Source organism: Bradyrhizobium sp. F1.4.3, assembly GCF_040548375.1.
Taxonomy (GTDB): Bacteria; Pseudomonadota; Alphaproteobacteria; order Rhizobiales; family Xanthobacteraceae; genus Bradyrhizobium.
The window spans coordinates 811,411-832,685 of record NZ_JBEPRN010000001.1 but is presented as its reverse complement, the minus strand read 5'-3'; the positions used below and the strand labels follow the sequence as shown (position 1 = coordinate 832,685).

Annotated in this window: 19 protein-coding genes; 9 read left to right on the top strand and 10 right to left on the bottom strand. The window is 64.1% G+C overall.

From position 1 onward, the window contains the following. The gene (locus tag ABIB73_RS04125) at positions 1-303 is read left to right on the top strand and encodes a nucleoside triphosphate pyrophosphohydrolase family protein (protein ID WP_354221674.1); all 303 of its coding nucleotides are present in this window, start codon (positions 1-3) and stop codon (positions 301-303) included. A gap of 15 nt (positions 304-318) precedes the next feature. On the opposite strand, the gene glsA is transcribed toward ABIB73_RS04125, so the two are convergent. From glsA to ABIB73_RS04105, 4 genes are all read right to left on the bottom strand, one after another. Beyond that, positions 319-2,160, bottom strand: coding sequence for a glutaminase A (gene glsA, locus ABIB73_RS04120; protein WP_354221672.1), 1,842 nt, complete (start codon positions 2,158-2,160; stop codon positions 319-321). 21 nt (positions 2,161-2,181) lie between these two features. Continuing rightward, positions 2,182-4,257, bottom strand: a complete 2,076-nt coding sequence (locus ABIB73_RS04115; RefSeq protein ID WP_354221670.1) for a TRAP transporter permease — start codon at positions 4,255-4,257, stop codon at positions 2,182-2,184. A 149-nt stretch (positions 4,258-4,406) separates the two neighbouring features. Further along, on the bottom strand, positions 4,407-5,573 hold the full coding sequence (locus ABIB73_RS04110) for a TAXI family TRAP transporter solute-binding subunit (RefSeq protein ID WP_354221668.1): 1,167 nt from the start codon (positions 5,571-5,573) through the stop codon (positions 4,407-4,409). Positions 5,574-5,893: 320 nt separating this feature from the next. Continuing rightward, on the bottom strand, positions 5,894-6,115 hold the full coding sequence (locus ABIB73_RS04105) for an acyl-CoA carboxylase biotin carboxyl carrier protein subunit (RefSeq protein WP_354221666.1): 222 nt from the start codon (positions 6,113-6,115) through the stop codon (positions 5,894-5,896). Positions 6,116-6,209: 94 nt separating this feature from the next. Between ABIB73_RS04105 and ABIB73_RS04100 the strand changes: the two genes are divergently transcribed. Together ABIB73_RS04100 and ABIB73_RS04095 are read left to right on the top strand one after the other, a co-directional pair. Next, entirely contained in the window at positions 6,210-7,184 is a 975-nt protein-coding gene (locus ABIB73_RS04100) for an IclR family transcriptional regulator (protein ID WP_354221664.1), read from the top strand. Further along, a complete protein-coding gene (locus tag ABIB73_RS04095; protein ID WP_354221662.1) occupies positions 7,114-8,673 on the top strand; it encodes an acyl-CoA carboxylase subunit beta in 1,560 nt (519 codons plus the stop codon). Before ABIB73_RS04100 ends, ABIB73_RS04095 begins: the two co-directional genes overlap by 71 nt. A 363-nt stretch (positions 8,674-9,036) precedes the next feature. Here the strand turns inward: ABIB73_RS04095 and ABIB73_RS04090 are convergent, their stop codons facing one another. Further along, on the bottom strand, positions 9,037-9,312 hold the full coding sequence (locus ABIB73_RS04090) for a DUF3303 domain-containing protein (protein WP_354221660.1): 276 nt from the start codon (positions 9,310-9,312) through the stop codon (positions 9,037-9,039). Positions 9,313-9,685: 373 nt separating this feature from the next. Here ABIB73_RS04090 and ABIB73_RS04085 point away from each other — a divergent pair, with 373 nt between their 5' ends. After that, entirely contained in the window at positions 9,686-10,231 is a 546-nt protein-coding gene (locus tag ABIB73_RS04085) for a hypothetical protein (RefSeq protein ID WP_354221658.1), read from the top strand. A 197-nt stretch (positions 10,232-10,428) separates the two neighbouring features. Here ABIB73_RS04085 and ABIB73_RS04080 read toward each other — a convergent pair whose 3' ends face one another. After that, on the bottom strand, positions 10,429-11,604 hold the full coding sequence (locus tag ABIB73_RS04080) for a patatin-like phospholipase family protein (protein WP_354221657.1): 1,176 nt from the start codon (positions 11,602-11,604) through the stop codon (positions 10,429-10,431). A 226-nt stretch (positions 11,605-11,830) separates the two neighbouring features. On the opposite strand from ABIB73_RS04080, the gene ABIB73_RS04075 reads away from it, so the two are divergent. From ABIB73_RS04075 to ABIB73_RS04065, 3 genes are all read left to right on the top strand, one after another. Then, on the top strand, positions 11,831-12,613 hold the full coding sequence (locus ABIB73_RS04075) for an acetoacetate decarboxylase (protein WP_354221655.1): 783 nt from the start codon (positions 11,831-11,833) through the stop codon (positions 12,611-12,613). A gap of 108 nt (positions 12,614-12,721) precedes the next feature. Next, on the top strand, positions 12,722-13,741 hold the full coding sequence (locus tag ABIB73_RS04070; RefSeq protein ID WP_354221653.1) for a transporter: 1,020 nt from the start codon (positions 12,722-12,724) through the stop codon (positions 13,739-13,741). Positions 13,742-13,790: 49 nt separating this feature from the next. Then, a complete protein-coding gene (locus tag ABIB73_RS04065) occupies positions 13,791-15,164 on the top strand; it encodes a carbohydrate porin (protein ID WP_502918386.1) in 1,374 nt (457 codons plus the stop codon). 33 nt (positions 15,165-15,197) lie between these two features. Here the strand turns inward: ABIB73_RS04065 and ABIB73_RS04060 are convergent, their stop codons facing one another. From ABIB73_RS04060 to ABIB73_RS04050, 3 genes are all read right to left on the bottom strand, one after another. After that, positions 15,198-16,493, bottom strand: a complete 1,296-nt coding sequence (locus ABIB73_RS04060; RefSeq protein ID WP_354221649.1) for an MFS transporter — start codon at positions 16,491-16,493, stop codon at positions 15,198-15,200. A 112-nt stretch (positions 16,494-16,605) separates the two neighbouring features. Next, positions 16,606-17,802 carry an acetyl-CoA C-acyltransferase gene (locus ABIB73_RS04055; RefSeq protein ID WP_354221647.1) on the bottom strand — a complete coding sequence of 399 codons (1,197 nt, stop codon included), beginning with the start codon at positions 17,800-17,802 and terminating at the stop codon, positions 16,606-16,608. A 284-nt stretch (positions 17,803-18,086) separates the two neighbouring features. After that, positions 18,087-18,857: an enoyl-CoA hydratase gene (locus tag ABIB73_RS04050; RefSeq protein WP_354221645.1), complete on the bottom strand. Its 771-nt coding sequence runs from the start codon at positions 18,855-18,857 to the stop codon at positions 18,087-18,089. Positions 18,858-19,012: 155 nt separating this feature from the next. Here ABIB73_RS04050 and ABIB73_RS04045 point away from each other — a divergent pair, with 155 nt between their 5' ends. After that, positions 19,013-19,552: a PaaI family thioesterase gene (locus ABIB73_RS04045; protein ID WP_354221643.1), complete on the top strand. Its 540-nt coding sequence runs from the start codon at positions 19,013-19,015 to the stop codon at positions 19,550-19,552. A 59-nt stretch (positions 19,553-19,611) separates the two neighbouring features. After that, a complete protein-coding gene (locus ABIB73_RS04040; RefSeq protein ID WP_354221641.1) occupies positions 19,612-20,232 on the top strand; it encodes a TetR/AcrR family transcriptional regulator in 621 nt (206 codons plus the stop codon). A 131-nt stretch (positions 20,233-20,363) separates the two neighbouring features. Here ABIB73_RS04040 and ABIB73_RS04035 read toward each other — a convergent pair whose 3' ends face one another. Next, positions 20,364-21,272, bottom strand: coding sequence for a LysR family transcriptional regulator (locus ABIB73_RS04035; protein ID WP_354221639.1), 909 nt, complete (start codon positions 21,270-21,272; stop codon positions 20,364-20,366). Positions 21,273-21,275 lie beyond the last annotated feature (3 nt).

Sequence of the window (21,275 nt, the reverse complement as noted above, 5' to 3'; positions counted from 1 at the left end):
ATGACGATCGATGAATACGCGGCCTGGGCCGCGACGATTGCGAAAGTCGATGAGCATCCGTCCAACGAGCGGCTGTCCTATCTCGGACTCGGCCTCGCCGGTGAATCCGGCGAGGTCGCCGATCACATCAAGAAGCTGCTGCGAGATGACTGGCTCGATCAGGCGGGTCTCGTCGATGAGCTCGGCGACGTCATCTATTACTGGGCCTGCTTGTGTGCGGCGACCGGCCAGAAGCCATCCGAATTGCTCAAGGCAAGCGCTGCCAAGATCAATCGGCGGCTGAGCGAGGCGGCGAGCCGCTGAGCCATACCGGCGCGCTCAATTCGACGTCAGGATGTCCACCTTGGCGTTGGCGACGATCAGGCGATCGGCGAGGAGCTGCGCGAGGTTGCGCATGATGCGCTCGCTGGCGTGGGGATGCTGCCTGCGGAAGCGCTCGAATGCTTTCAGGGGCACTTCAAAGGCGGTCGCGGCCATGTCCGCGAACACGTCGGCGGAGCGCGTTTGCTCCAGCAGCGCCATCTCGCCAAAGGCCATGCCGGCGGTGAGTGTTGCCAGTCGCACGCCGTCCGGCAGCGTGACGTGCACGGCACCGCTGCGCAGGAAGAACAGGGCATCGGCGGGGTCGCCGGTGGTGAGGATCTTTGCGCCGGACTGATAGGTCCTGATCGTGGAGATCGCGCCGAGTTCCGTCAGCTCTTCCGCGTTGAGGCCGGCGAGCAGTGGCTGTTCGGCAAGCTCGGTGGTTTCGTGAAAGTCGATCGATCCGCCATAGCGATAAACGATCTGGTCTTCGGCCCATTCGATCGCGGTGTCGAGCAGATAGAAGTCGCGGACGTTCTTCAGTTCCGCGGTCCATTCCCGCAAGCTGTTCCATTCTTTCGAGGCGCGCCTGACGCCGGACAGCACCACCGTGACGTTCAGCGCCGCGAGCTCCTCGAACGCTTCGGCCACGAGCCGCGCACCGGCGCGTGTGGTGGAGGTGACACGATGAAGGTCGAAGATCACGAATTGCGGCCGCGGCCGCCCCGCAAGCCGCCGCGAGACGTAGTCGACGGCCGAGAGCGATAGCGTCCCGACCAGCTCGATGACCCGCACCTCCTGCTCATGCGCGGCGAGGATATCGCGCTCCTGCTGACGGCGGACGCGCCGCGACGGGCTCTTGCCGATGTCGTAGTCGGCGATCACGGCGTTGCGCGCGTCGTCGCTGCGGTTGAGCATGTGCAGGTCGTAATGCGAGGACAGCGCCTCGCAGACCTTGATGCCGCGCACGCTGTTGCCATGCTTGTCGAGCTTTGGCGAATAGCTGCCGAGCCCGAGTCGGGCCGGGAGCGCCGCCAAAATGCCGCCGCCGACGCCGCTCTTGGCGGGAATGCCGATCCGGTAGATCCACTCGCCGGCATAATCGTACATGCCCGACGACGTCATCACCGACAGCGTGCGCGAGATTGCATAGGGCGTCATCACCTGTTCGCCTGTGACCGGATTGACGCCGCGATTGGCGAGCGTTGCCGCCATCACCGCGATGTCGCGCGCGGTGACCAGCACCGCGCATTGCCGGAAATAGACGTCGAGGACATCAGCGACGTCGTCCGAGATCACCGCATTGGTCTTCAGGAGATAGCCGATGGCGCGATTGCGATCGCCGGTCTGGCTTTCCGAAGTGTAGACGGCTTCGTCGACCGCGAGATCGCGCCCCGCAAAACGGCTGAGCGCAACGCGGATCTGCTCGAAGGTGTCAACGCCCTTGCTGTCGTGGATCAGCCCGGTGCAGGCGATCGCTCCAGCATTGACCATCGGGTTGAACGGATGATTGTCGGAATTGAGCCGGATCGAGTTGAAGGGATCGCCCGACGGCTCGACGCCGATTGCGCTTTCGACTCGGCCCGCGCCGAGCAGGTCCAGCGCAAGCGCGAACACGAACGGCTTTGACATCGACTGGATGGTGAAGGGCGCCCGGCTGTCACCGACCTCGTAGACATGGCCGTCCAGCGTGGCGAGGCTGATGCCAAAATAGGCAGGATCGGCCTTGCCAAGCTCGGGGATGTAGTCGGCCACCGCGCCGGAGGTCTCGGCCGAAAATTCGTTAAGGCAAGTATCCAGAAACCGCAGCAGGGGCGGCTTCGAGCGGGTCCAGGCGGAGGCGGGAGACGATGTCATCGCCTCCCTTGTGCAACGCAATCAGGGCACGCGCAACCCGTTCGGCACGATGGTCTGCCGCCGCACCAGCAGCAGGGCGATCAGAACCGTCGGCACGAGGATCGCGAGCCCCAGCAGCGTCACCTGCATTTGCGACAGCGGCATGATGCCGCCGCCGGGCGTTGCCACCACGAAACCGCCGATCACCAGCAGCACGCGCAGCGGCCATTCCATCGGGCCCGCGCCGCGGAGATCGCCGACGAACGGCTGGTAGCCCTGGATGCCGCCGCAGATGAACAGCGTCCCGAACGCGGCCATCGCCATCAGGCCGAGGCCGGCCAGATAGGGGCTTGGCCCTTGCAGCACCAGCGCCGGATTGAGCACGAAGAAGAACGGGATGAAGTAGATGATGCTGCCGACCCACATCGATTCCCAGCCGGTCTTCATCGCCGGCGATCCTGCGATGCCTGCGGCCGCGAAGGACGCGATCGCAACCGGCGGCGTGATCGACGACAGCATGCCCCAGTAGAAGATGAACATGTGCACGGCCATCCTGTTCAGCCCGAGCTTCTCCAGCGCCGGCGCAACGAGGATGGCGAGGAAGATGTAGCAGGCCGTGGTGGTCAGCCCGAGCCCGAGGATCAGGCTCGTGAACGCACACATGCCGAGCAGCAGGAACGGGTTGTCGCCGGCAAGCCGCAACAGATCGTTGGCGAGGCTCGACACCACGCCGGTCATCGAGAACGCGCCGATCAGGAGGCCGCAGCCAGCGAGGATGCCGACCAGCTCGACGAAGGTGCGTCCGTTCACTTCGAGGAACTTGCCGATCGTGGCCAGCGTCCAGCGCGTGTCCTTGGAAAAGAGTTGGTTGAGCACGAGCAGGAGCGCAGTGGCGTAGAATGGCGCGTGACTCTCGCGCTTGAAGTACAAGAGCATCACAACCAGGAGCGCGATCACGAAGACGTAGTACCAGCCGTCCTTGATCGTATCCATGATCCGCGGCAGCTCGGCGCGCGGAATCCCTTTCAACCCGTGGCGCGCCGCGTAGGCGTCGACCTGCATGAACAGGCCGATGTAATAGAGCGCCGCCGGAATGATCGCGGCGAGCGCGACGTCGGCATAGCTCACGTTGAGGAACTGCGCGATCACGAAGGCGGTCGCGCCCATCACTGGCGGCGCCAGCACCGCGCCGGTCGAGGCGCAGGCCTCGATCGCGCCGGCATAGGAGGCGCGAAAGCCACTCTTCTTCATCACTGGAATGGTCATGGTGCCGGCGGTCAGCACGTTGGAGATGATCGAGCCCGACATCATGCCGAGCAGGCCGCTGGCAAAGATGCAGACCTTTGCCGCGCCGCCGCGAAAAGTCCCGCACAGCGCGAAGGCGAGGTTGATGAAGAATTTGCCGGCGCCGGTCATCATCAGCGCGGTACCGAACACGAGAAAGCCGATCACGGTGTCGGCAAAGGCCTGGATCGGGATGCCGAGCAGGCTTTCGCCCGACAGCACGTGATAGGCGGTCGCCTGTTCCAGGGTCGACTGGGTGCCGCGGAACGGCCCGAGCCAGCCGGATTCCGCAAACAGCGGATAGACGGTGAAGGGGAAGACGCTGAGCAGCAGGCTCCAGCCGCCGGTGCGGCGCAGCGCCTCCATCAGCACCACCCACATCACGAGGCCCGCGGCGATCACGGTGTTGGGCGCGCCGCCGAATTCCCAGCCGGCCTCCGCCGCCTTGCGCACGTTCGACATCAGGAGCAGCGCAGCCGCGAACGTCACGACGAAGAAGACGAGGTCGTACCAGGGAATTCGGTCGAGCGGCGCGCGTTCGGTGCCCGGGAAGATCGCGAAGGTGAAGGGCAGCATCAGCGCGATCAGGAGGTAGAAATACTCCGTGTTGAGCTGGGTGTAGCCGATGAAGAAGCGCAACGAGAATTGCTGGTTGATGCAGAGCAGGATCGTCGCCGCGGTCGCGATCACCAGCGCCCAGCGCCAGCCGCCTTGCAGCGTGCGGACGCGCGTGACCTCCGCCTCCTGCATATTGCCGGCAGCGCCGTGCGGATCATCGAACACGATCCGCTTGGCCTCCGCGGCGGGCTCGGGGGATACTGAAACAGACGACATGATCGACCCCGTGCGTGGGCTGCTAATTGCTGACTAAGGCGAATGGCCGTTGGTTGAATCGAATGCGGCCCCAAACTCGCTTAACCTCTCCCGCAAGCGGGAGAGGGGCGCGCATTGCCGTCCTGGCAAGCATCAATCCCATCTCAAGACTAGTCCTCGAACCCGTTCACCATGTCGGCCTTGGCCAGTGCTGCCGCACGCGCCTTCATCCAGCCCTCGAGGAACGCCTTGTCGTCCGCAGGCGGGTTGGATTTGCCGTACTCAGCCCACGCGGCGCCAAGCACCTCTTGCCGCTTGATCAGCTTGTTGTTGTGGGCGTCCTGCGCATCGGTCCATTGCCCGGCTTCCTTCAGCGCCTTCACCGCACCGGGATGTACTGGCACCACCCAGTTCTTGGTCTGGCGGTCGGCGGCCAAGCCGCCGGCACCGGGTGCGGAGTCCTTGTAGGCGTCGTAATTCACGATCATCGCCTTGGTCATCGCATAGACCTGATCGACCGGTTGCGAGGCGTAGGCGACGAAGATCGGGTAGGGGTAGTTGCCGAGCTCGATCGGCTTGTCCGGCGAGATGCCGGCGCCGCAGGTCGCAAGCTGCGGGAAGAAGAACGAGCCGACCTTCTGCATCCGCGCCCAGCCGTCCTTGTCCTTGGCCGACAGCGGCGGCCAGACCAGGCCGCGCGGCGAGGTCTCGGCTTCCTTGGCGGGGCCGGTGATGGTGGTGCCGAACGCGGCGTCGGTGTCGTTGTTGATCAGCCCCTTCCACATCGCGCCGTAGCTCGCGAACTCGACGATCTTGACGTCCTTCTGCGTGAGCCCTGCGAAGGCCAGCACCGCGAGCGAATTCTGGTTCAGCGCGGGCGAGCCGACCACGAAACCGACGCGCTTGCCCTTGAGGTCTTTGAGCTCCTTGACGCCGGCGTCCGCAGCGACACCGAGCGAGCCGCAATTGCAGTCGACGCTGGACAAGATGAGTTGGAGCGGCTGCGGGCCCCATTCCTTGGCTCCGAATTCGAACACGCCTTCCTGCGCGAAATAAGTGCCGGATCCCATCGCCGACGACGCGGCGCGCTTGGCGCGCAGCGGCGCGAGGCGGGCGACGTCGTTGCCCGCCGGCAGCACGCGCACGTCGGTGTTGTACTTGTCCTTCATCATCTTGCCGACGCCGACCGCGATGTTGAAGCCGGCGGTGCCGGTGTCATAGGCGGTGAAGGTCAATGTCGCTGGTAACTTGACGTCTTCCGCAAACGCATAGCGCGTAGACGCAAAAGAAAAGCCCGCCACCAAGGCAGGCGCGAGCATGAGCAGCCCACGAAACATGTTTCCCTCCCATCGTCCTCGCTCTTGCCGCGAAGACTTTCTTGCTTGGAAAGATCATGTCATCGGGAATCGGCGATGGCAACGCCGTACCGCAAACGCAAAAGTCGGGCAGACACATTGTCGCGGGCAATGGTGCATGTCTCGCGGCCACTGCGGAGTGCTCGGCCCATGGCTCGAGACGCGCCGCAAGCGGCGCTCCTCACCATGAGGGGCGATTTTGCTGCGAAAACAGACCTCATCCTGAGAAGCCCGCCCAAAGCGGGCGTCTCGAAGGATGGCTGCAAAGAGATTGCTCACGCACGCCCGCGACGTGCGCGCACTCAACTCGCGACGATCGCGATCGCTTGTCCCTCGGCAACGACGTCGTCGAGTTTCACGAGCAGCGATGTGATCGTGCCGCTCGCAGGCGAGGGCACCGGTATCTCCATCTTCATGGCTTCGACGACTACAATTTCATCGCCATCCGCAACGGTTCCTCCAACTTGCACGGGAGTTGCGCAGATGCGTCCCGCGACTTCAGTGACGATCTTTATTTCTGGCATGCCATCGCCTTTTTGTTGTCGCCGCAAAATGCCTGAGGTAGCGTCGTCTGCAAGTGGAATTTAATTCCGCACAGCGGAACAACTGGTAGGGAACATGGGACGACGTTCGGAGCGATTGAGTAGGCAAGGTGCGCTCGCTGGCGAAGCCGGTGAGGGTGATGTCATCCAGGTGGTCTCGCGCGCGTTTGACGTGTTGCGATGCTTCGAGGGCCACGAGGCTCGGCTCGGCAATCTCGAAATTTCAAATCGCTGCGGCCTGCCGCGCTCGACGGTGTCGCGGCTCACGCACACGCTGACGCGTATGGGCCAGCTGGTCTATCTGCCGCGCGATCAGAAATACCGGATCGGCCCGAGCGCTGTCGCGATGAGCGCCTCGATGATGAAGGGTGCGCAGTTGCGCAGCATGATCCGGCAGCGGCTCCAGGAAGTTGCCGAGCAACTGCCGGGCACGGTCGGCTTCGTGGTGCCGGATCGCTTCCATCTCGTCTATCTCCAGTTCGCGCGCTCTGCGACTGCGCTCGGCCTGCATGAGGGCACCGGCAGCCGCATCTCGATGGCGTCGACCGCCGCGGGCGCGGCCTACACCGCGGCGCTGGCGCCGGAGGTCGGCGATGCCTTCATTGCGGAAATGGAGCGGGAAGCGCCCGAGGCTGCCAGAATCCTGAAGCCCCGGATCGAAGCCAACCGTCAATCGCTGCGCGAGCACGGCTATGTCGTGGCCTGTGGTCTCTGGAGTCCGCACATCAACGGGCTCGCGGTGCCGATCTGGTCGCCGCAGTACCAGACCTTCGTGGTCGTCACGATCGGTCTTCTGTCCGCGATGTATGACGAGCAGCGGCTGCATTCAGAAGTCGCGCCGCTGATGCTCGAGCTTGGCCGGTCGCTGGCCAGCCTGGTTGAGGGCGCGGAGGGCGATGTCTTCAACAATCGTATCTCGCGTAAACCGGTCGCGATGGCCGTGCATAACAATAACAAGCCGATCGTGTCGGAGGGAGTGAATGAACTGGAAGCCGGAACTCGACGAGCTCGCCCGGCGCGAAGCCTTCGCGCGGGAGATGGGCGGCGTTGACAAGGTCAAGCGACAGCATGACCAGGGCCGGCTGACTGTTCGAGAACGCATCGAGAAGCTGAGCGACAAAGGCAGCTTTCACGAAATCGGTGCCGTCTCCGGCATCGGCGAATACGATCCATCGGGTGAACTCAAAAACGTGACGCCGGCGAACTGCGTGTTCGGCCGTGCGCGCGTCGACGGCCGCACTGTGGTCGTCGTCGGTGACGACTTCACCGTGCGCGGCGGCTCGGCGGATGCGTCGATCTCGGCCAAGCCGCTGATGGCGGAGGAGATGGCGCACGATTTCCGCCTGCCCATCGTCCGCATCATCGAGGGCTCCGGCGGCGGCGGCTCGGTCAAGACGATCGAGACCAAGGGCGCGGCCAATCTGCCTGGCGGCATCGGCGGTACGCGCTGGTATCGCTTCACGACGGAAAATTTGTCGCGCGTGCCCGTCGTCGCGCTTGGCCTCGGCTCGGTCGCGGGCCTCGGTGCTGCGCGTCTCGCCGCGAGCCACTATTCCATCATGACCCGGAAGTCCGCGATGTTCGTCGCGGGCCCGCCGGTGGTGAAGGCGCTGGGACAGAATCTCTCGAAGGAAGAACTCGGCGGCGCCGATATCCAGACCCGCGCCGGCGCGGTCGATCATGCCGTCGAGACCGAGGAGGAGGCCTTTGCCTGCGCGCGGCGCTTCCTGTCGTATCTGCCGTCATCGGTCTACGAGCTGCCGCCGACCGTGCCCTGCACCGACAATCCGGAGCGTTCCGAGGAAGCCTTGATGAACGCGGTGCCGCGCAACCGAAAGCAGGTCTACAAGATGCGGCCGATCATCGAGTCCGTTGTCGACAAGGGCTCGTTCTTCGAGGTCGCAAGGAATTTTGGCAAGCCGATCATCGTCGGCCTGGCGCGGCTCGAGGGCAGGGCGGTGATGCTGCTTGCGAGCGACAGCTTTCACTATGGCGGCTCCTGGACGGCGGATGCCTGCCAGAAGGTGGTGCGCTGGGTCGACTTCGCCGAGACCTTCCACCTGCCGGTCGTCTACCTCATGGACTGCCCCGGCTTCATGATCGGCCTCGACGCCGAGAAGGCGGCGACCATCCGCCACGGCGTCCGCGCCATGGCAGCCGTCAACCAGACCACGCTGCCCTGGTGCACCGTGATCCTGCGCAACGCCTTCGGCGTCGCCGGCGTGGTGCATCAGCCGGCCGACCGCTTCTCGATCCGCTATGCCTGGCCGTCGGCCTATTGGGGCTCGCTCCCGCTCGAAGGCGGCATCGAAGCCGCCTACCGCGCCGATATCGATGCGGCCGAGGACAAGGCGGCGAAGCTGAAGGAGATCGAGGATCGCCTCAACAAGCTGCGCTCGCCGTTCCGTTCGGCCGAAAAGTTCTGGGTGGAGGAGATCATCGATCCGCGGAAGACAAGGTCGCTGCTGTGCGAGTTCGCGCGACTGGCGGAGCCGCTGCGCAAGCCGGGGCCGCCGGGGAATATGACGATCAGGCCGTAGATCCTTTCGTCATTGGCTCCCCCGTGCGCAATTGGGCACCAGCCGGGACGCCCCCGGTTAGTGTTAGCCCAATTGAGGCGATCTTATCCCTTAGCGTTCCGGCAAAAGGCATGATGCGAGGAACGATTTTCGGTGCTCCGCATTCAACGCGGATGAGGAACCTGTATTTCGGCATCGGCGCTCTCGCCGGCGCGCTGGTTCTCCTCATGGTTTGGCTGGGCCAGCACGAACGGCAGGCGTCAATCGATCGCCTCGAGCAATGGGAGCTTCCGCACCCACCTTAGCGCTAGGCGGCTCCATCACCACTGGCGGGCATATCACTGCCGCCGGCTTCAACGACGGCAGTGATGTGAGTATTGACGATCAACGCTTGGGTAGTGACGCCATCACCTCGCCCGCGTCTCCGTCTTCGAGGCAAGGTGTGACGGTCAGAGGGAGCAGGTCGGCCCATTGCGCGAGCCAACGATACATGGCTTTGGGGTCACTCGATTCAGAGATCGCAAATCCCTGTCCGTTCATGCCATGCCAGCGCCCCAACATCTTGACGCCTTCGGGCGGCGCGCCGCCGGTATCCAGAAACCGGGCGACGGCTGCATTGAAGGTGCCTTGGGGTACACTCCAGGTGGTTATGAATTTCATGCGATTCTCCCATAACTGAAATTATTGGATGAATGCTGCGGCTGTGCCGCTTGCGCACGATAGCGCCTCCGTACCGAATAACAACGGCGGATGAACGGATGCGCTGGTTTGATGCAAGGCGTTCTTCGCGGACGCGAGCGTTAGCTCCGATGCAAAGCGAACCTGATAACATGTCGCAAGCGTCAGAAGCGCGGCGGGCGGACGTTCGTACTCTGCGAGTGAATCATTTCGATCGCAACGTGCGGCATATGCGGGTTGAAGCGAGCGGCCTGCAAGCGCAGCCATTTTTCGCCGTGCTTTAGGCCCATTTCGGCCAAACTGATATTGGTTGCTCATTGCCCGGGGTGGGACCTTCAAATTTGGAGTCCTGCAAATGTTCAAGCCAGTTCTTTCTGCGTGTCTGTTTTTTATCGTTAGCTCTATCGCTTCTGAAGCACGACCTTACCGCCTTCAACAAGCTGCCGGATGCAATGTGACCATGCCCTGCGACTTCTCGTATTCGCAAACGCGCCGCGAGCGAGTTTCCAGGAACTCACTACAAGCGTACCGTTCGACGCAACTCACGGTGACAGATGCTGGTAGCGCCGCCACGGTGGCGAACGTGTCGGGCGGTCGCATCGTCGGCGCTCGACCGGCCGGTTGCCCATCGTCTTTCTGCGGCTGCGGCGCGGCGCTCCGCGTGTTTGGTCGTATCGTGCCGGAATTGAATCTCGCGGCCAACTGGCTACGCTTTCCGCGAACATCGCCGGCGCCGGGAATGGTTGCGGCACGACGCGGGCACGTCTTCGTCCTGGAGCAGCATCTCGGAGGAGACACCTGGATGGCGTATGATGCCAACTCAGGCGGACATGCGACAAGAATGCATGCGCGTTCATTGCGAGGTTATACGGTCGTCAACCCGCGCGGCGCGACGATTTAAGCAAGATTTCCGGCATCAATGTCGGGCAGGGCATCGGCGTCTTGGGTATTGCACTGAGATAGCATGCTGCTCCTGTTTTGCCCGACGAGTCAAACCGCCTTGCGTACGCGCTAAGTCATTGATCCACCAGCCGCCGGCTACTGTGCATGGGGTTGTTTTCGCGTTTTTTGTTTTAGCCGTCCCGCGGAGGGCGCGCCTTACGCGCTCTCCGTCTCCCGGTGTACATCGTGCACCACCAGCCCCATGCCTTCGTCGGGCATCTTGATCCAGTCGCGGCGCTTCAGTGTGCGCTTGGTGTCCTCGTAGCCGCTTGTCCAGTGCTCGCGCATCGAGGTGCCCGAGAACTCGTGGTCCTTGGCGTCGCCCTCATAGGCCTTCTGCTGGTAGATCAAATGCAGGATCGCGATCTCCGGCATGTTGCGCAGGCTCATCTTGAGGCTACGATCCTCGTCGGACAGGTGCTCGTCGGGGACCTTCGCCAAGGCCTTGTAGAGCTGGACCTTGAGATTGTGGGTCCGGCGATAGACGTCGGTGTTGTGGCGGGTGCGCGAGGAATACATGATGTCCTTGTGGCGGGCCATCACGTCCTGGATCGAGCGCGGCAGCACGCCACGGGCGCTGAACAGGTCGACCTGGAACACCAGCGAATTGAGCGCGTCCTCCTGGTCGAGCAAATGCTGGAGGGGCGTGTTGGAGACGATGCCGCCGTCCCAGAAATGATCGGTGCCGATCCGCACCATCGGCAGCGCCGGCGGCAGCGCGCCGGAGGCCATGATGTGCTCCGGCTCGATCTCGTCATGGGCGTTGTCGAAATAGATGAAGTTGCCTGAGAGCACGTTGACCGCGCCGACCGCGAAGCGGACCTTCTTCTCGTTGATGAGATCGAAATCAACGAGCTCCAGCAGGCTCTCCTTGAGCGGCGCGGTGTCGTAATAGCTGGTCGCGGTCCTGGCGCCGACCGGGCTGAACCAGGGATTGACCTGATGCGGGCTGAAGAAGCCCGGCTGGCCCATCGCGGACGTCATCCAGGAGCTATAGAGGTTGCGCCATTGCCGGAAGACGTCGCCGTCGGGCGTGTAGTTCCAGATCTTGCGGTTGGTGATGCGCTCCCAGAAGATGCGAAGCTGGTCGAGCCGCTTCCCCGGCTTGTTGCCGGCGATGATGGCGGAGTTGATCGCGCCGATCGAGACGCCGCAGACCCAGTCGGGCTCGATGCCGGCCTCGTGCAGCGCCTGATAGACGCCGGCCTGGTAGGCGCCGAGCGCGCCGCCGCCTTGCAGCACCAGCGCGACGCGATCGCAACGCTCGGGGCGCCAGCCCCGCGCGAGAGGCTGACGCGTCTGGTGGGTCGGTTGCGACGTGCGGGCGTCCATGGTGATGCCTCCTGCTTTTCCAAACGATTGCGTCCCGCAGTGACGGTGTGATGACAAAGCGGGCATCGATGCATCGTCGGCATGCACGTCAACTGCAGCGGGAATGGCAATGGGTCGTGCGGCTGACGGAAATCCTTCACATCGCGGTCAATGACGGCGGCTAGCAATTTGGATAAGCTTCAGTGCCGCCGGGCAGGCATCACAGACATCACACAGGAGACCAGCGATGCGCAGGGAAGATTTGCTGAGACTTCCGTCCATGCCGGCGGCGGGGCCGAGCTATCCGGCCGGCCCCTATCGCTTCGTCAACCGCGAATTCCTCGTCATCACCTACGAGACCGATCCGGACCTGATCCGCGCCGGCCTGCCTGAACCACTGGAGCCGATCGACCAGCCGATCGTGCACTACGAGTGGATCAAGATGCCGGACTCCTCCGGCTTCGGCAGCTACACCGAGTCCGGTCTGGTGATCCCGGCGCGCCTGCACGGCGAGGAGGTCAACTTCGTCTCGCAGATGTATCTCGACGACGATCCGCCGATTGCGGCGGGCCGCGAGATCTGGGGCTTTCCCAAGAAATACGCCCATCCCAAGCTCGAGATCGTCAAGGATACGCTGACCGGCTCGCTGGAATATGCCGGCCAGCTCGTCGCCATGGGCACGATGGGCTACAAGCACGAGAGCATGGCCGGCAACGGCGATCTCACCCGCGCTACGCTGTCGAAGACGCAAGTGAATCTGAAAATGATCCCGGGCGTCGACGGCCGTCTCGAGGTCTGCCAGCTCGTCGCGATCAACCTCATCGACATCGTGCCGAAGGGCTCATGGATGGGACCCGGCCGTCTGCATCTGGTGCCGCATGTGAATGCGCCGGTCGCGGATTTCCCGGTCCGCCGGTGCATCGGCGCGCATCACTACATCGCCGATTTGACGCTGCCGTTCGGCCGCGTCGTGCACGACTATGTCAAGGAGGCCGATGCGGCGGCCGCGACAGGGCTGGCCGCAGAGTAGGGCGCCCCATCATCAAACTGTAACACTGGCGTAATTGACTACCCCGAGAGATCCGGAGCAGGCTGCCGACAGCCCCCGGAATCGGGCTGCATCGACGTGGGGGTGAGCATGGCCGAGCCGGCAAAGCGTGTCAGCGCGATATCGGATGCTATGCCAGCCACTCCCGGCCTGGTCTGGGCGTTCCGGCTGCACAGTGACGGCAGCGCCGAGGCGCTGCCAATCGACCGGCCGATCGAGTTCAGTCATGACGGCCGGCTCTGGCTGCACTTCAACCTGACCGATGCGCGCGTCCGTCCCTGGATCGCGGAATCCAGCCTGCCGCCGCTCGCGCGCGAGCTGCTGCTCTCGAACGATACGTTCCAGCAGCTTCACGTCATCGACCACTGCGTCTACGGCGTATTCTCCGATCTCGTGCGCGACATCGACAGTGCGACGGAAGAGACTGCGTTCCTGCGCTTCGCCATGACCGAGCATCTCCTGATCAGCGGCCGCCACCAGGCGCTGTGCTCGGCCGATGCCACGCGCCGTGTGCTTGAAGGCGGTTACCGCGTCGACAACGTCGCCCATCTCCTAGAGAAGATCGTCGATGAGGTCGCCGACACGCTGGACCGGATGGCCGACAAGCTCGGGCAGGAGATCGACGGCATCGAGGAACGGATTCTCGCCGACGACGCCAAGCCGGAGATGCGCCGCGCGCTCGGCCGATTGCGCCGCACCTGTGTCAGGCTGCATCGTCAGCTGACTGGATTGCGCGTGCTGTTTCACCGCCTCGATCAGAAGAACACTGATCATCTGACACCGGGGCTGCGCATTCAAGCCGGCAAGCTGGCGCAGCGGCTGGATGGGCTCGATCACGACATCGTCGAGCTGCGGGAGCGCAGTCGCCTGCTCGAGGAGGAGCTGCGCTTCAAGAACGAGGAGGAGAGCAACAAGCACCTCCATACGCTGTCGATCGTGACGACGCTGCTGCTGCCGCCGACGCTGATCACCGGCATCTTCGGCATGAACACCAAGGGTCTGCCGCTCACCGATGTCGAGGATGGATTTCTCTGGGCGGCGGCGTTGATGGTGGGTTCGATTGGCCTCGCCTATCTGTTCATGCGGCGCACCGGCATCTTCAAAAAATAGTGCATGCCAGCCGGTGCCGGACGTGAGTGGGACTGCCCGAACATCTCCGTTGCGAAGCCCGATTGTGGTTGCGATCCTGCTTTTCGCAAGCACGAACGCGTTCGCCGGCGCCAAGGACGAAAGCGCGGCCGGCTGGCTGTTCCCAAAATGGTTCAACGAATGGCACGACGGGCTCGCCGACAAGGGGCTGAATTTCAGCGCGACCTATATCGCCGACAACATCGGCAACGTCTCGGGCGGGGTCTCGCGCGGCGCCATCCATTTCGGCCGGCTCGATCTCTCGGTCGACGCCGATCTCGACAAGCTCGTCGGCTGGACCGGCGGCCGCTTCTATGCCAACGGCTACGTGATCTACGGGCGCGGGCTGACGCGCAACTACATCTACAACCTCGCCACCATCAGCGAGATCGAGGCGCTGCCCGACCAGCGGCTCTACAACGCCTATTTCGAGCAGAGCTTCTTCAACGACAGGCTCAATATCAGGGCCGGCCAGCAGGCGGCGGATGTCGAGTTCTTCGACAGCGAGACCGACGACCTCTTCATCAATGGCACATTCGGCTGGCCCGCCATCAAGGCCAGCAACCTTCCGGCCGGCGGCCCGGCGCCGCCGATCGCGGTGCCCGGCCTTCGCATCAAGGCCGCACTAACGGACAGGATCACGGCCTTCGGTGCGGTCTTCAACGGCAATCCGGCGGCGCCCGGCGACGGTGATCCGCAGACGCGCGACAATCATGGCCTCGCGTTTCGCGTCAACGATCCGCCGTGGCTGATCGGGCAGGTGCGGTTCGACTACGACATCGACATCGGCGGGCGTCCGCTCGCCGGCAATATCACGCCCGGCGGCTGGAAACATTATGGCGACTTCGACAGCCAGCGCTTCACGGCGGAGGGCTTGTCGCTCGCTGATCCCGCAGGAAGCGGCATTCCGGCCAAGCTCCATGGCAATTACGGAATCTTCGCGGTCATCGAGCAGGTGCTTTACCGCCCGCCGGAGGTCAAGGACAACACCACCTCGGCCTCGATCCCGGGCGTCACCGCGTTCGGCCGCATCGCCTACAGCCCGCCGGATCGCAATTTGATCGATCTTTATCTGGACGGCGGCATTGGCTTCGTCGGCTTTGTCCCGGGACGCCCACTCGATCGTTTCGGTGCGGCGATCGCCTACATGCGGATTTCGAACGCCGCCCGCAATCTCGATCTCGATACGCAGTTCTTCAGCGGCGTCTCAAGCCCGGTGCGCAGCAACGAGACTCTGATTGAGATGATCTACGAGGCGCACATCAAGCCGGGTTGGCTGGTGGCGCCTTACTTCCAATATGTGTTCCGCCCCTCCGGCGGCATCCCGAATCCGAACGATCCGACCGGCACGTCGCGTATCGGCGACGCGGCGGTGTTCGGGGTGACCACTACCATCAAATACTGAGCCGGCTCGCGCCGGCCCAGTCACACGCGCCGCTTATGCCATCGCGGGCTTCGGTTGCGGCTTCGGCTGCCGCGACAGTCCCAGCACGATCAGCGAGGCGAACACGCAGAGCGCGCCGGCGACGAAGAAAGCGGGCAAATAGCTCTGGAGTAGCGTCCGCGACAGGCCCGCTCCGAACGCGGCGGTGCCGGCGCCGAGCTGATGCCCGGCAAAGATCCAGCCGAACACCAGATTGGCGCGCTCGGGCCCGAATTTTTGCGCGGTGAGGCGCACGGTCGGCGGCACGGTCGCGATCCAATCGAGCCCGTAGAACATCGCGAAGATCGAGAGTCCATAGAACGAGAAATCGCTGAAGGGCAGGAAGATCAGCGAGAGCCCGCGCAGGCCGTAGTACCAGAACAGCAGGTAGCGATTGTCGTAGCGGTCCGACAGCCAGCCCGACATGATGGTGCCGAAGAAGTCGAAGATGCCCATCGCGGCGAGCAGGCTCGCGGCCTGCACCTGCGGGATGCCGAAATCCAGGCACATCGGGATCAGGTGGACCTGGACAAGGCCGTTGGTCGAGGCGCCGCAGACGAAGAAGGTTCCAAACAGGATCCAGAACGCGCGCGATTTCGAGGCGTCGCGCAGCGTGCCGAGTGCAACGGCGGTGATCGAGCCGTGATTCACGGGCGGTGCGGGCAGGGGCTCAGTGCCTTCGTCGCCGAATGGGCGCAGGCCCAGATCGCTCGGGCGGTCGCGCATCACAAGCAGGACTGCCAGCGCGGAGACGCCGAGCATGATGCAGACGAAGCCGAGCGCAAGCCGCCAGCCGAAGTGTTCGGTGAGGCTTGCAAGCAGCGGCAGGAAGACGAGCTGGCCGGTGGCGACGCTCGCGGTCAAGATGCCGACGACGAGGCCGCGCCGCGCAGCAAACCAGCGCGTGGAAATGGTGGCGCCCAGCACCAGCGCAGTCATGCCAGTGCCGATCCCGATAACGACGCCCCAGAGCGCCACGAGCTGCCAGATCTCAGTCATGCCCAGCGAGAGCACCAGTGCCGAGACGACGATGAGCTGCGCCGTCAGCGTGACGTTACGAAGGCCGTAGCGATTGAGCAGCGCGGCCGCGAACGGCGCCATCAGCCCGAACAGGATGAAGCGGATCGACAGCGCAGACGAGATCTGCGCCGTGCTCCAACCGAACTCCTTTTGCAGGGGAACGATGAATACGCCGGGTGCGCCGACCGTACCGGCGCTGATCAGCGCGGCGAAGAAGGTCACGCCGACCATGACCCAGCCGTAGTGGATATTGCGGCGGCCGAGTGCTGCCGCGAGCCAGTTCGAAATCATTGCCCCTCAATCGTGGTTGCCGGGCTCTCGAACACCCGCGTCATTGTTGCAGTCTGGCACAAGAGCGGGAAGTCTAAAATGCCAGACTTCCCTCATTTTCGGACTTACTGCGTTAGTGCGCGAGGCGTTCCACCGCGATCGCCGTGGCCTCGCCACCACCGATGCAAAGTGCGGCGACACCGCGCTTGAGGTTTTGCGCCTCCAGCGCATGCAGCAGCGTCACGATCAGCCGCGCGCCGGTGGCGCCGATGGGATGGCCGAGCGCGCAGGCGCCGCCATTGATGTTGAGCTTGTCTCTGGCGATGCCGAGATCGCGCTGCGCCGCCATTGCCACCACGGCGAAGGCTTCGTTGATCTCGAACAGGTCGACGTCACCGGCGCTCCAGCCGACCTTGTCCAAGAGCTTGCGGATCGCGGGGATTGGTGCGGTGGTGAACCATTGTGGCTCCTGGCTGTGCGTGGCGTGGCCCTTGATCACGGCGAGCGCCGGCAGGCCATTGCGATCGGCGAGTGACCGCTTCATCAGCACCAGCGCGGCGGCGCCGTCAGCGTTTGCAGAGGAGGCGGCCGGCGTGATGGTGCCGTTGGTGCGGAACGCCGGCTTCAACCCGGGAATCTTGGCCGGATCGACCTTCAGCGGATGCTCGTCATTGGCAATCACGCGCGGCCCGGCTTTCTCGGTGAGCGTGATCGGTGCGATCTCGGCCTTGAACGCGCCGCCCTCGACCGCCTTGCGCGCGCGGCTCAGCGTTTCCATCGCATAGGCGTCCTGGTCCTTGCGGGTGAACTGATAGGCCTCCGCAGTCGCCTCGCCGAAATCGCCCATGGAGCGACCGGTCTCGTAGGCATCCTCCAGCCCGTCCATCATCATGTGGTCGATGATGCGGTCATGGCCGGCGCGATAGCCGCCGCGGGCCTTGGCCAGCAGATAGGGTGCATTGCTCATGCTCTCCATGCCGCCGGAGACGACGATGTCGGCCGAGCCCGCGCGGATGATGTCGTGCGCCAGCATGGTCGCCTTCATGCCGGAGCCGCAGACCTTGTTGACGGTGGTAGCGCCCGTGCCATCGGGCAGGCCGGCCGCGCGCGCCGCTTGCCGCGCCGGGGCCTGACCCTGTCCGGCCGACAGCACGCAGCCCATGAAGACTTCGTCGATCTTCTCGGGCGCAAGCTTGGCGCGCTCCAGCGCCGCGCCGATCACGTGCGAGCCGAGCTTGTGTGCGGTGAGTGGCGACAGCTCGCCCATGAAGCGGCCGAGCGGGGTGCGGGCGGCGGAGACGATGACGACGGGATCGGCGGCTTCGGCCATGACAAAAACTCCTGCGATGACGGTAAGATTATGATCATCATATGACGCGGTGCAAAAAATGCAACGGCGCCGGGCATGAGAAATTGTCGTGATTCGGATGAGAATTGCTCGTTCGATCGGAGGAGGTTGCTGCTGTCCGCTCAGCGACCGCCTCACACGGCTGTCATCGCCCGGCGAAGACCGGGCGATCCAGTATTCCAGAGGCGGCAGTGATTGGGCCGAGAGGCCGCAGCGTACTGGATGCCCCGCCTTCGCGGGGCATGACAGCATTGTTGGGGGTGGCTTTACCGCTTCCGGTTCACAAACGCTTGCATCAGCCGCGTCGGCTCGTCCGTCAGGAACGACTCGCCGAACACCTTGACGCTGAGGTTCACCGACTCCGTCAGCGGCAGTTCCTCCCACTGCCGCAGCAGCGCCTTCTGTGATCGCAGCGCTTCGGGGCCGCATTCGAGCAGCGCCTTCACGGTGTGCTCGACGGCCGCATCAAGCTCGCCCTCCGGCGCGACCTTATCGACCAGTCCCCAGGCGAGCGCCGTCGGCGCGTCGATGTTCTCCGCGGTCATCACCAGCCAGCGCGCGCGGGCCCAGCCGATCAGGCGCGGCAGCAGCGCTGCGTGGATCACCGAAGGAATGCCGACGCGAACCTCCGGCATGCCGAAACGCGCATCATGCGCGGCGATCCGGAAGTCGCAGGCCGCCGCCACCTCGAGCCCGCCGCCGAGGCACCAGCCGGGCATGCGCGCGATCACGGGCGCCGGGAAGGCGCGTACCGCTTCGCAGAGATCGCGCAAGCGGCTGATGAAGGCTTCTGCCGACCTCTGGTCGAGCTTGGCCATCTCCTTGATGTCGGCGCCGCCGATCATGCTTTTCTCGCTCTGACCGCGCAGCACCACGACGCGGATGCTGCGATCGGAAGAGAGCTTCTGCAAACCTTCGCGGACCGCGTCGGTGACGGGAGAGCCCAAGATGTTGAGCGAGCCGGCGTTGCAGATCGTGACGTCGACGACGCCGCGCGCATCGCGCGTCACGCCGCAGTGGTTGTTGAGCATTTCCATGGCTGGGTCTCGAATTTTGTTGGACATGCGCAAGGGCGCGCCGGTCGCGATCACTTCCGGGCCGAAACGCTCTGGTTGTCAAGCGGGCAGGGAGGCGGAGTTGCCAGCACGAAGTCCGCGGCATAGTATGACATATATCATACAAAGAGGCAGCTATGACCGACATCGATCAACTCGACCTGTTCTCACCCGCGCAAAGGCGCGAGCGTGTGGTGGACTGGCAGGTTCCGGCGCCGGTTGCGAAGGTGGCCATGGGCCTTTCCGGAATGGACGCCATGCTCGGGATCCGCGACGGAGGCCTGCCGCCGCCGCCCTTCGCCAAGCTAATCGGCTTCGTCATGGCCGTGGTCGAGCCGGGCCGGATCGTGATGGAACTGGAGCCGCGCGAGGACCTCGAAAACACCATCGGCCTCCTGCACGGGGCGACCGCCGCGGCACTGATCGATACCGCCATGGGTTGTGCGATCTCGACCAGGCTGGAGGCCGGGCAGGCGTCGGTGACCCTCGATCTCAAGATGACCTTCCTGCGCCCGCTCTCGGTCCGGTCAGGGCTGATCGCCGCCGAAGGCAAGGTGATCAAGCTGGGGCGCCAGACCAGCTACACCGAGGGCTTCGTCCGCGACGGCAAGGGGGCGCTTGCGGTCCATGCAACTGCAACCTTTTCCATGATCGGCAACAATTTTACCGGGAATTAATGCGCCGTTCGGCCGATATCCGTGTTATTAGATGATTTCCGACATCCAATGAGAACCACATGCGCTATTCCCGGGAACACAAGCAGGAAACCCACGACCGCATCGTGAAGAAGGCGTCTGTGCGGCTGCGCGAAAAGGGCGCCCACGGCATCGGCGTCGCCGACCTCATGAAGGAGGCGGGCCTGACCCATGGCGGCTTCTACGCGCATTTCGATTCCCGCGAGGCGCTGGTGATCGAGGCCTTTGGCTACGCCATGGATCGCTCGATGGAGCACTGGCGCAAGCAGTCCGATCAGGTCGCGCCCGAGAAGCAGTTGACCCAGATCGTCGAGACCTATCTCTCTGCGCTGCACCGCGACAATCCCGGCCACGGCTGTTCGATCCCCTCGCTCGGCGCCGAGATCTCCCGGGAGAGCCCGAAGACGCGAAAGGCCTTTGTCGGCAAGCTCGACGAGATGATCGAGATGATGGCCGACTATATTCCCGGCCAGCCGCGCAAGGCCGCACGCAAGCAGGCGATCGCGACGCTCGCCACGATGGCCGGGACCATGCTGCTGGCGCGGATTGCCGGCTCCAGCGAGCTTTCGGATGAGCTGCTGAAGGCTGGCAAGGACAGTGCGCTCGACGGCGCGCGGCGTGAGCCGAAGGCTGTGGCTGCAAAGAAGCCGAAGCAGAATTGAGATGCGGTAGGGTGGGCAAAGGCGCTCTTGCGCCGTGCCCACCATCTCTCCGTGATTGCGATAGACGCGGTGGGCACGCCACGAGCCGCGCATTCGCGCCCCGTCGTTTTGCCCACCCTACGAATTCCGCTTCACCGCCCCGCAAACAACGCCCGCTCGCGCTCCACGATCTCGCCGATGTAATCCGCCACCGCCCTGATCCGCGCGAGATCCTTGCTGTCGGCGTGCATCAGCATCCAGAAGGTGCGGGTGATCGAGACCTCCTCCGGCAGCACCGCGACAAGCTGCGGATAGTCGCTCGCCATGAAGTGCGGCAGTACCGCGATGCCGAAGCCTGCGAGCGTGGCGTTGAGCTGCGCGATCAGATTGGCGCTGCGCAAGCGCGCGGAAATCCGCGGCGACACTTGCGGCAGATAGTCGAGCTCGGGGGTGAACAGCAATTCCTCAATGTAGCCGACGAAGCGATGCTGCGGCAGCACGTCGCGCGAGGTGATTGTCGGGAAGCGGTCGAGATAGGCGGGCGCTGCATAAAGCCCGAGGCGGTAGTCCAGCAGCTTGCGACCGACGATGCGGCCTTCCTTCGGCATGGTCAGGCTGATGGCGATATCGGCCTCGCGCTTGGAGAGGCTGAACAGCCGCGCGGTGGCCACAAGTTGCAGGTCGAGATCGGGATACCGGTCGGCGAAGGCTGCGAGCCGCGGTGCTAGGAAGGCGGTGCCGAACCCGTCCGGCGCGCCGATCCGCACCGTCCCGGTCAGCCGCGCCACCGAGCCGCCGACCTGTTCCTGGTTGGCGACGATGGTCGATTCCATCGCCTCCGCGCTGTCGGCGACGCGCTGGCCGGCCTCGGTGAGGAGGTAGCCGGTCTTGCGGCGGTCAAACAGCTTGGCCGAGAGGTGCTTTTCCAGCCGGTCGACGCGGCGGATCACCGTGGCATGGTCGACGCCCAGCTGTTTTGCGGCAGCCGAAACCGAGCCGCCCCGCACGATGGCCAGCACGAAGCGAAAGTCGTCCCAGTCGATGTGACCTTGATCCAGCATTTT

Coding starts and splice junctions, on each gene's coding strand:
- ABIB73_RS04125 (WP_354221674.1), top strand. CDS start 1: ATGACGATCGATGAATACGCGGCCTGGGCCGCGACGATTGCGAAAGTC.
- glsA (WP_354221672.1), bottom strand. CDS start 2,160: ATGACATCGTCTCCCGCCTCCGCCTGGACCCGCTCGAAGCCGCCCCTG.
- ABIB73_RS04115 (WP_354221670.1), bottom strand. CDS start 4,257: ATGTCGTCTGTTTCAGTATCCCCCGAGCCCGCCGCGGAGGCCAAGCGG.
- ABIB73_RS04110 (WP_354221668.1), bottom strand. CDS start 5,573: ATGTTTCGTGGGCTGCTCATGCTCGCGCCTGCCTTGGTGGCGGGCTTT.
- ABIB73_RS04105 (WP_354221666.1), bottom strand. CDS start 6,115: ATGCCAGAAATAAAGATCGTCACTGAAGTCGCGGGACGCATCTGCGCA.
- ABIB73_RS04100 (WP_354221664.1), top strand. CDS start 6,210: ATGGGACGACGTTCGGAGCGATTGAGTAGGCAAGGTGCGCTCGCTGGC.
- ABIB73_RS04095 (WP_354221662.1), top strand. CDS start 7,114: ATGAACTGGAAGCCGGAACTCGACGAGCTCGCCCGGCGCGAAGCCTTC.
- ABIB73_RS04090 (WP_354221660.1), bottom strand. CDS start 9,312: ATGAAATTCATAACCACCTGGAGTGTACCCCAAGGCACCTTCAATGCA.
- ABIB73_RS04085 (WP_354221658.1), top strand. CDS start 9,686: ATGTTCAAGCCAGTTCTTTCTGCGTGTCTGTTTTTTATCGTTAGCTCT.
- ABIB73_RS04080 (WP_354221657.1), bottom strand. CDS start 11,604: ATGGACGCCCGCACGTCGCAACCGACCCACCAGACGCGTCAGCCTCTC.
- ABIB73_RS04075 (WP_354221655.1), top strand. CDS start 11,831: ATGCGCAGGGAAGATTTGCTGAGACTTCCGTCCATGCCGGCGGCGGGG.
- ABIB73_RS04070 (WP_354221653.1), top strand. CDS start 12,722: ATGGCCGAGCCGGCAAAGCGTGTCAGCGCGATATCGGATGCTATGCCA.
- ABIB73_RS04060 (WP_354221649.1), bottom strand. CDS start 16,493: ATGATTTCGAACTGGCTCGCGGCAGCACTCGGCCGCCGCAATATCCAC.
- ABIB73_RS04055 (WP_354221647.1), bottom strand. CDS start 17,802: ATGGCCGAAGCCGCCGATCCCGTCGTCATCGTCTCCGCCGCCCGCACC.
- ABIB73_RS04050 (WP_354221645.1), bottom strand. CDS start 18,857: ATGGAAATGCTCAACAACCACTGCGGCGTGACGCGCGATGCGCGCGGC.
- ABIB73_RS04045 (WP_354221643.1), top strand. CDS start 19,013: ATGACCGACATCGATCAACTCGACCTGTTCTCACCCGCGCAAAGGCGC.
- ABIB73_RS04040 (WP_354221641.1), top strand. CDS start 19,612: ATGCGCTATTCCCGGGAACACAAGCAGGAAACCCACGACCGCATCGTG.
- ABIB73_RS04035 (WP_354221639.1), bottom strand. CDS start 21,272: ATGCTGGATCAAGGTCACATCGACTGGGACGACTTTCGCTTCGTGCTG.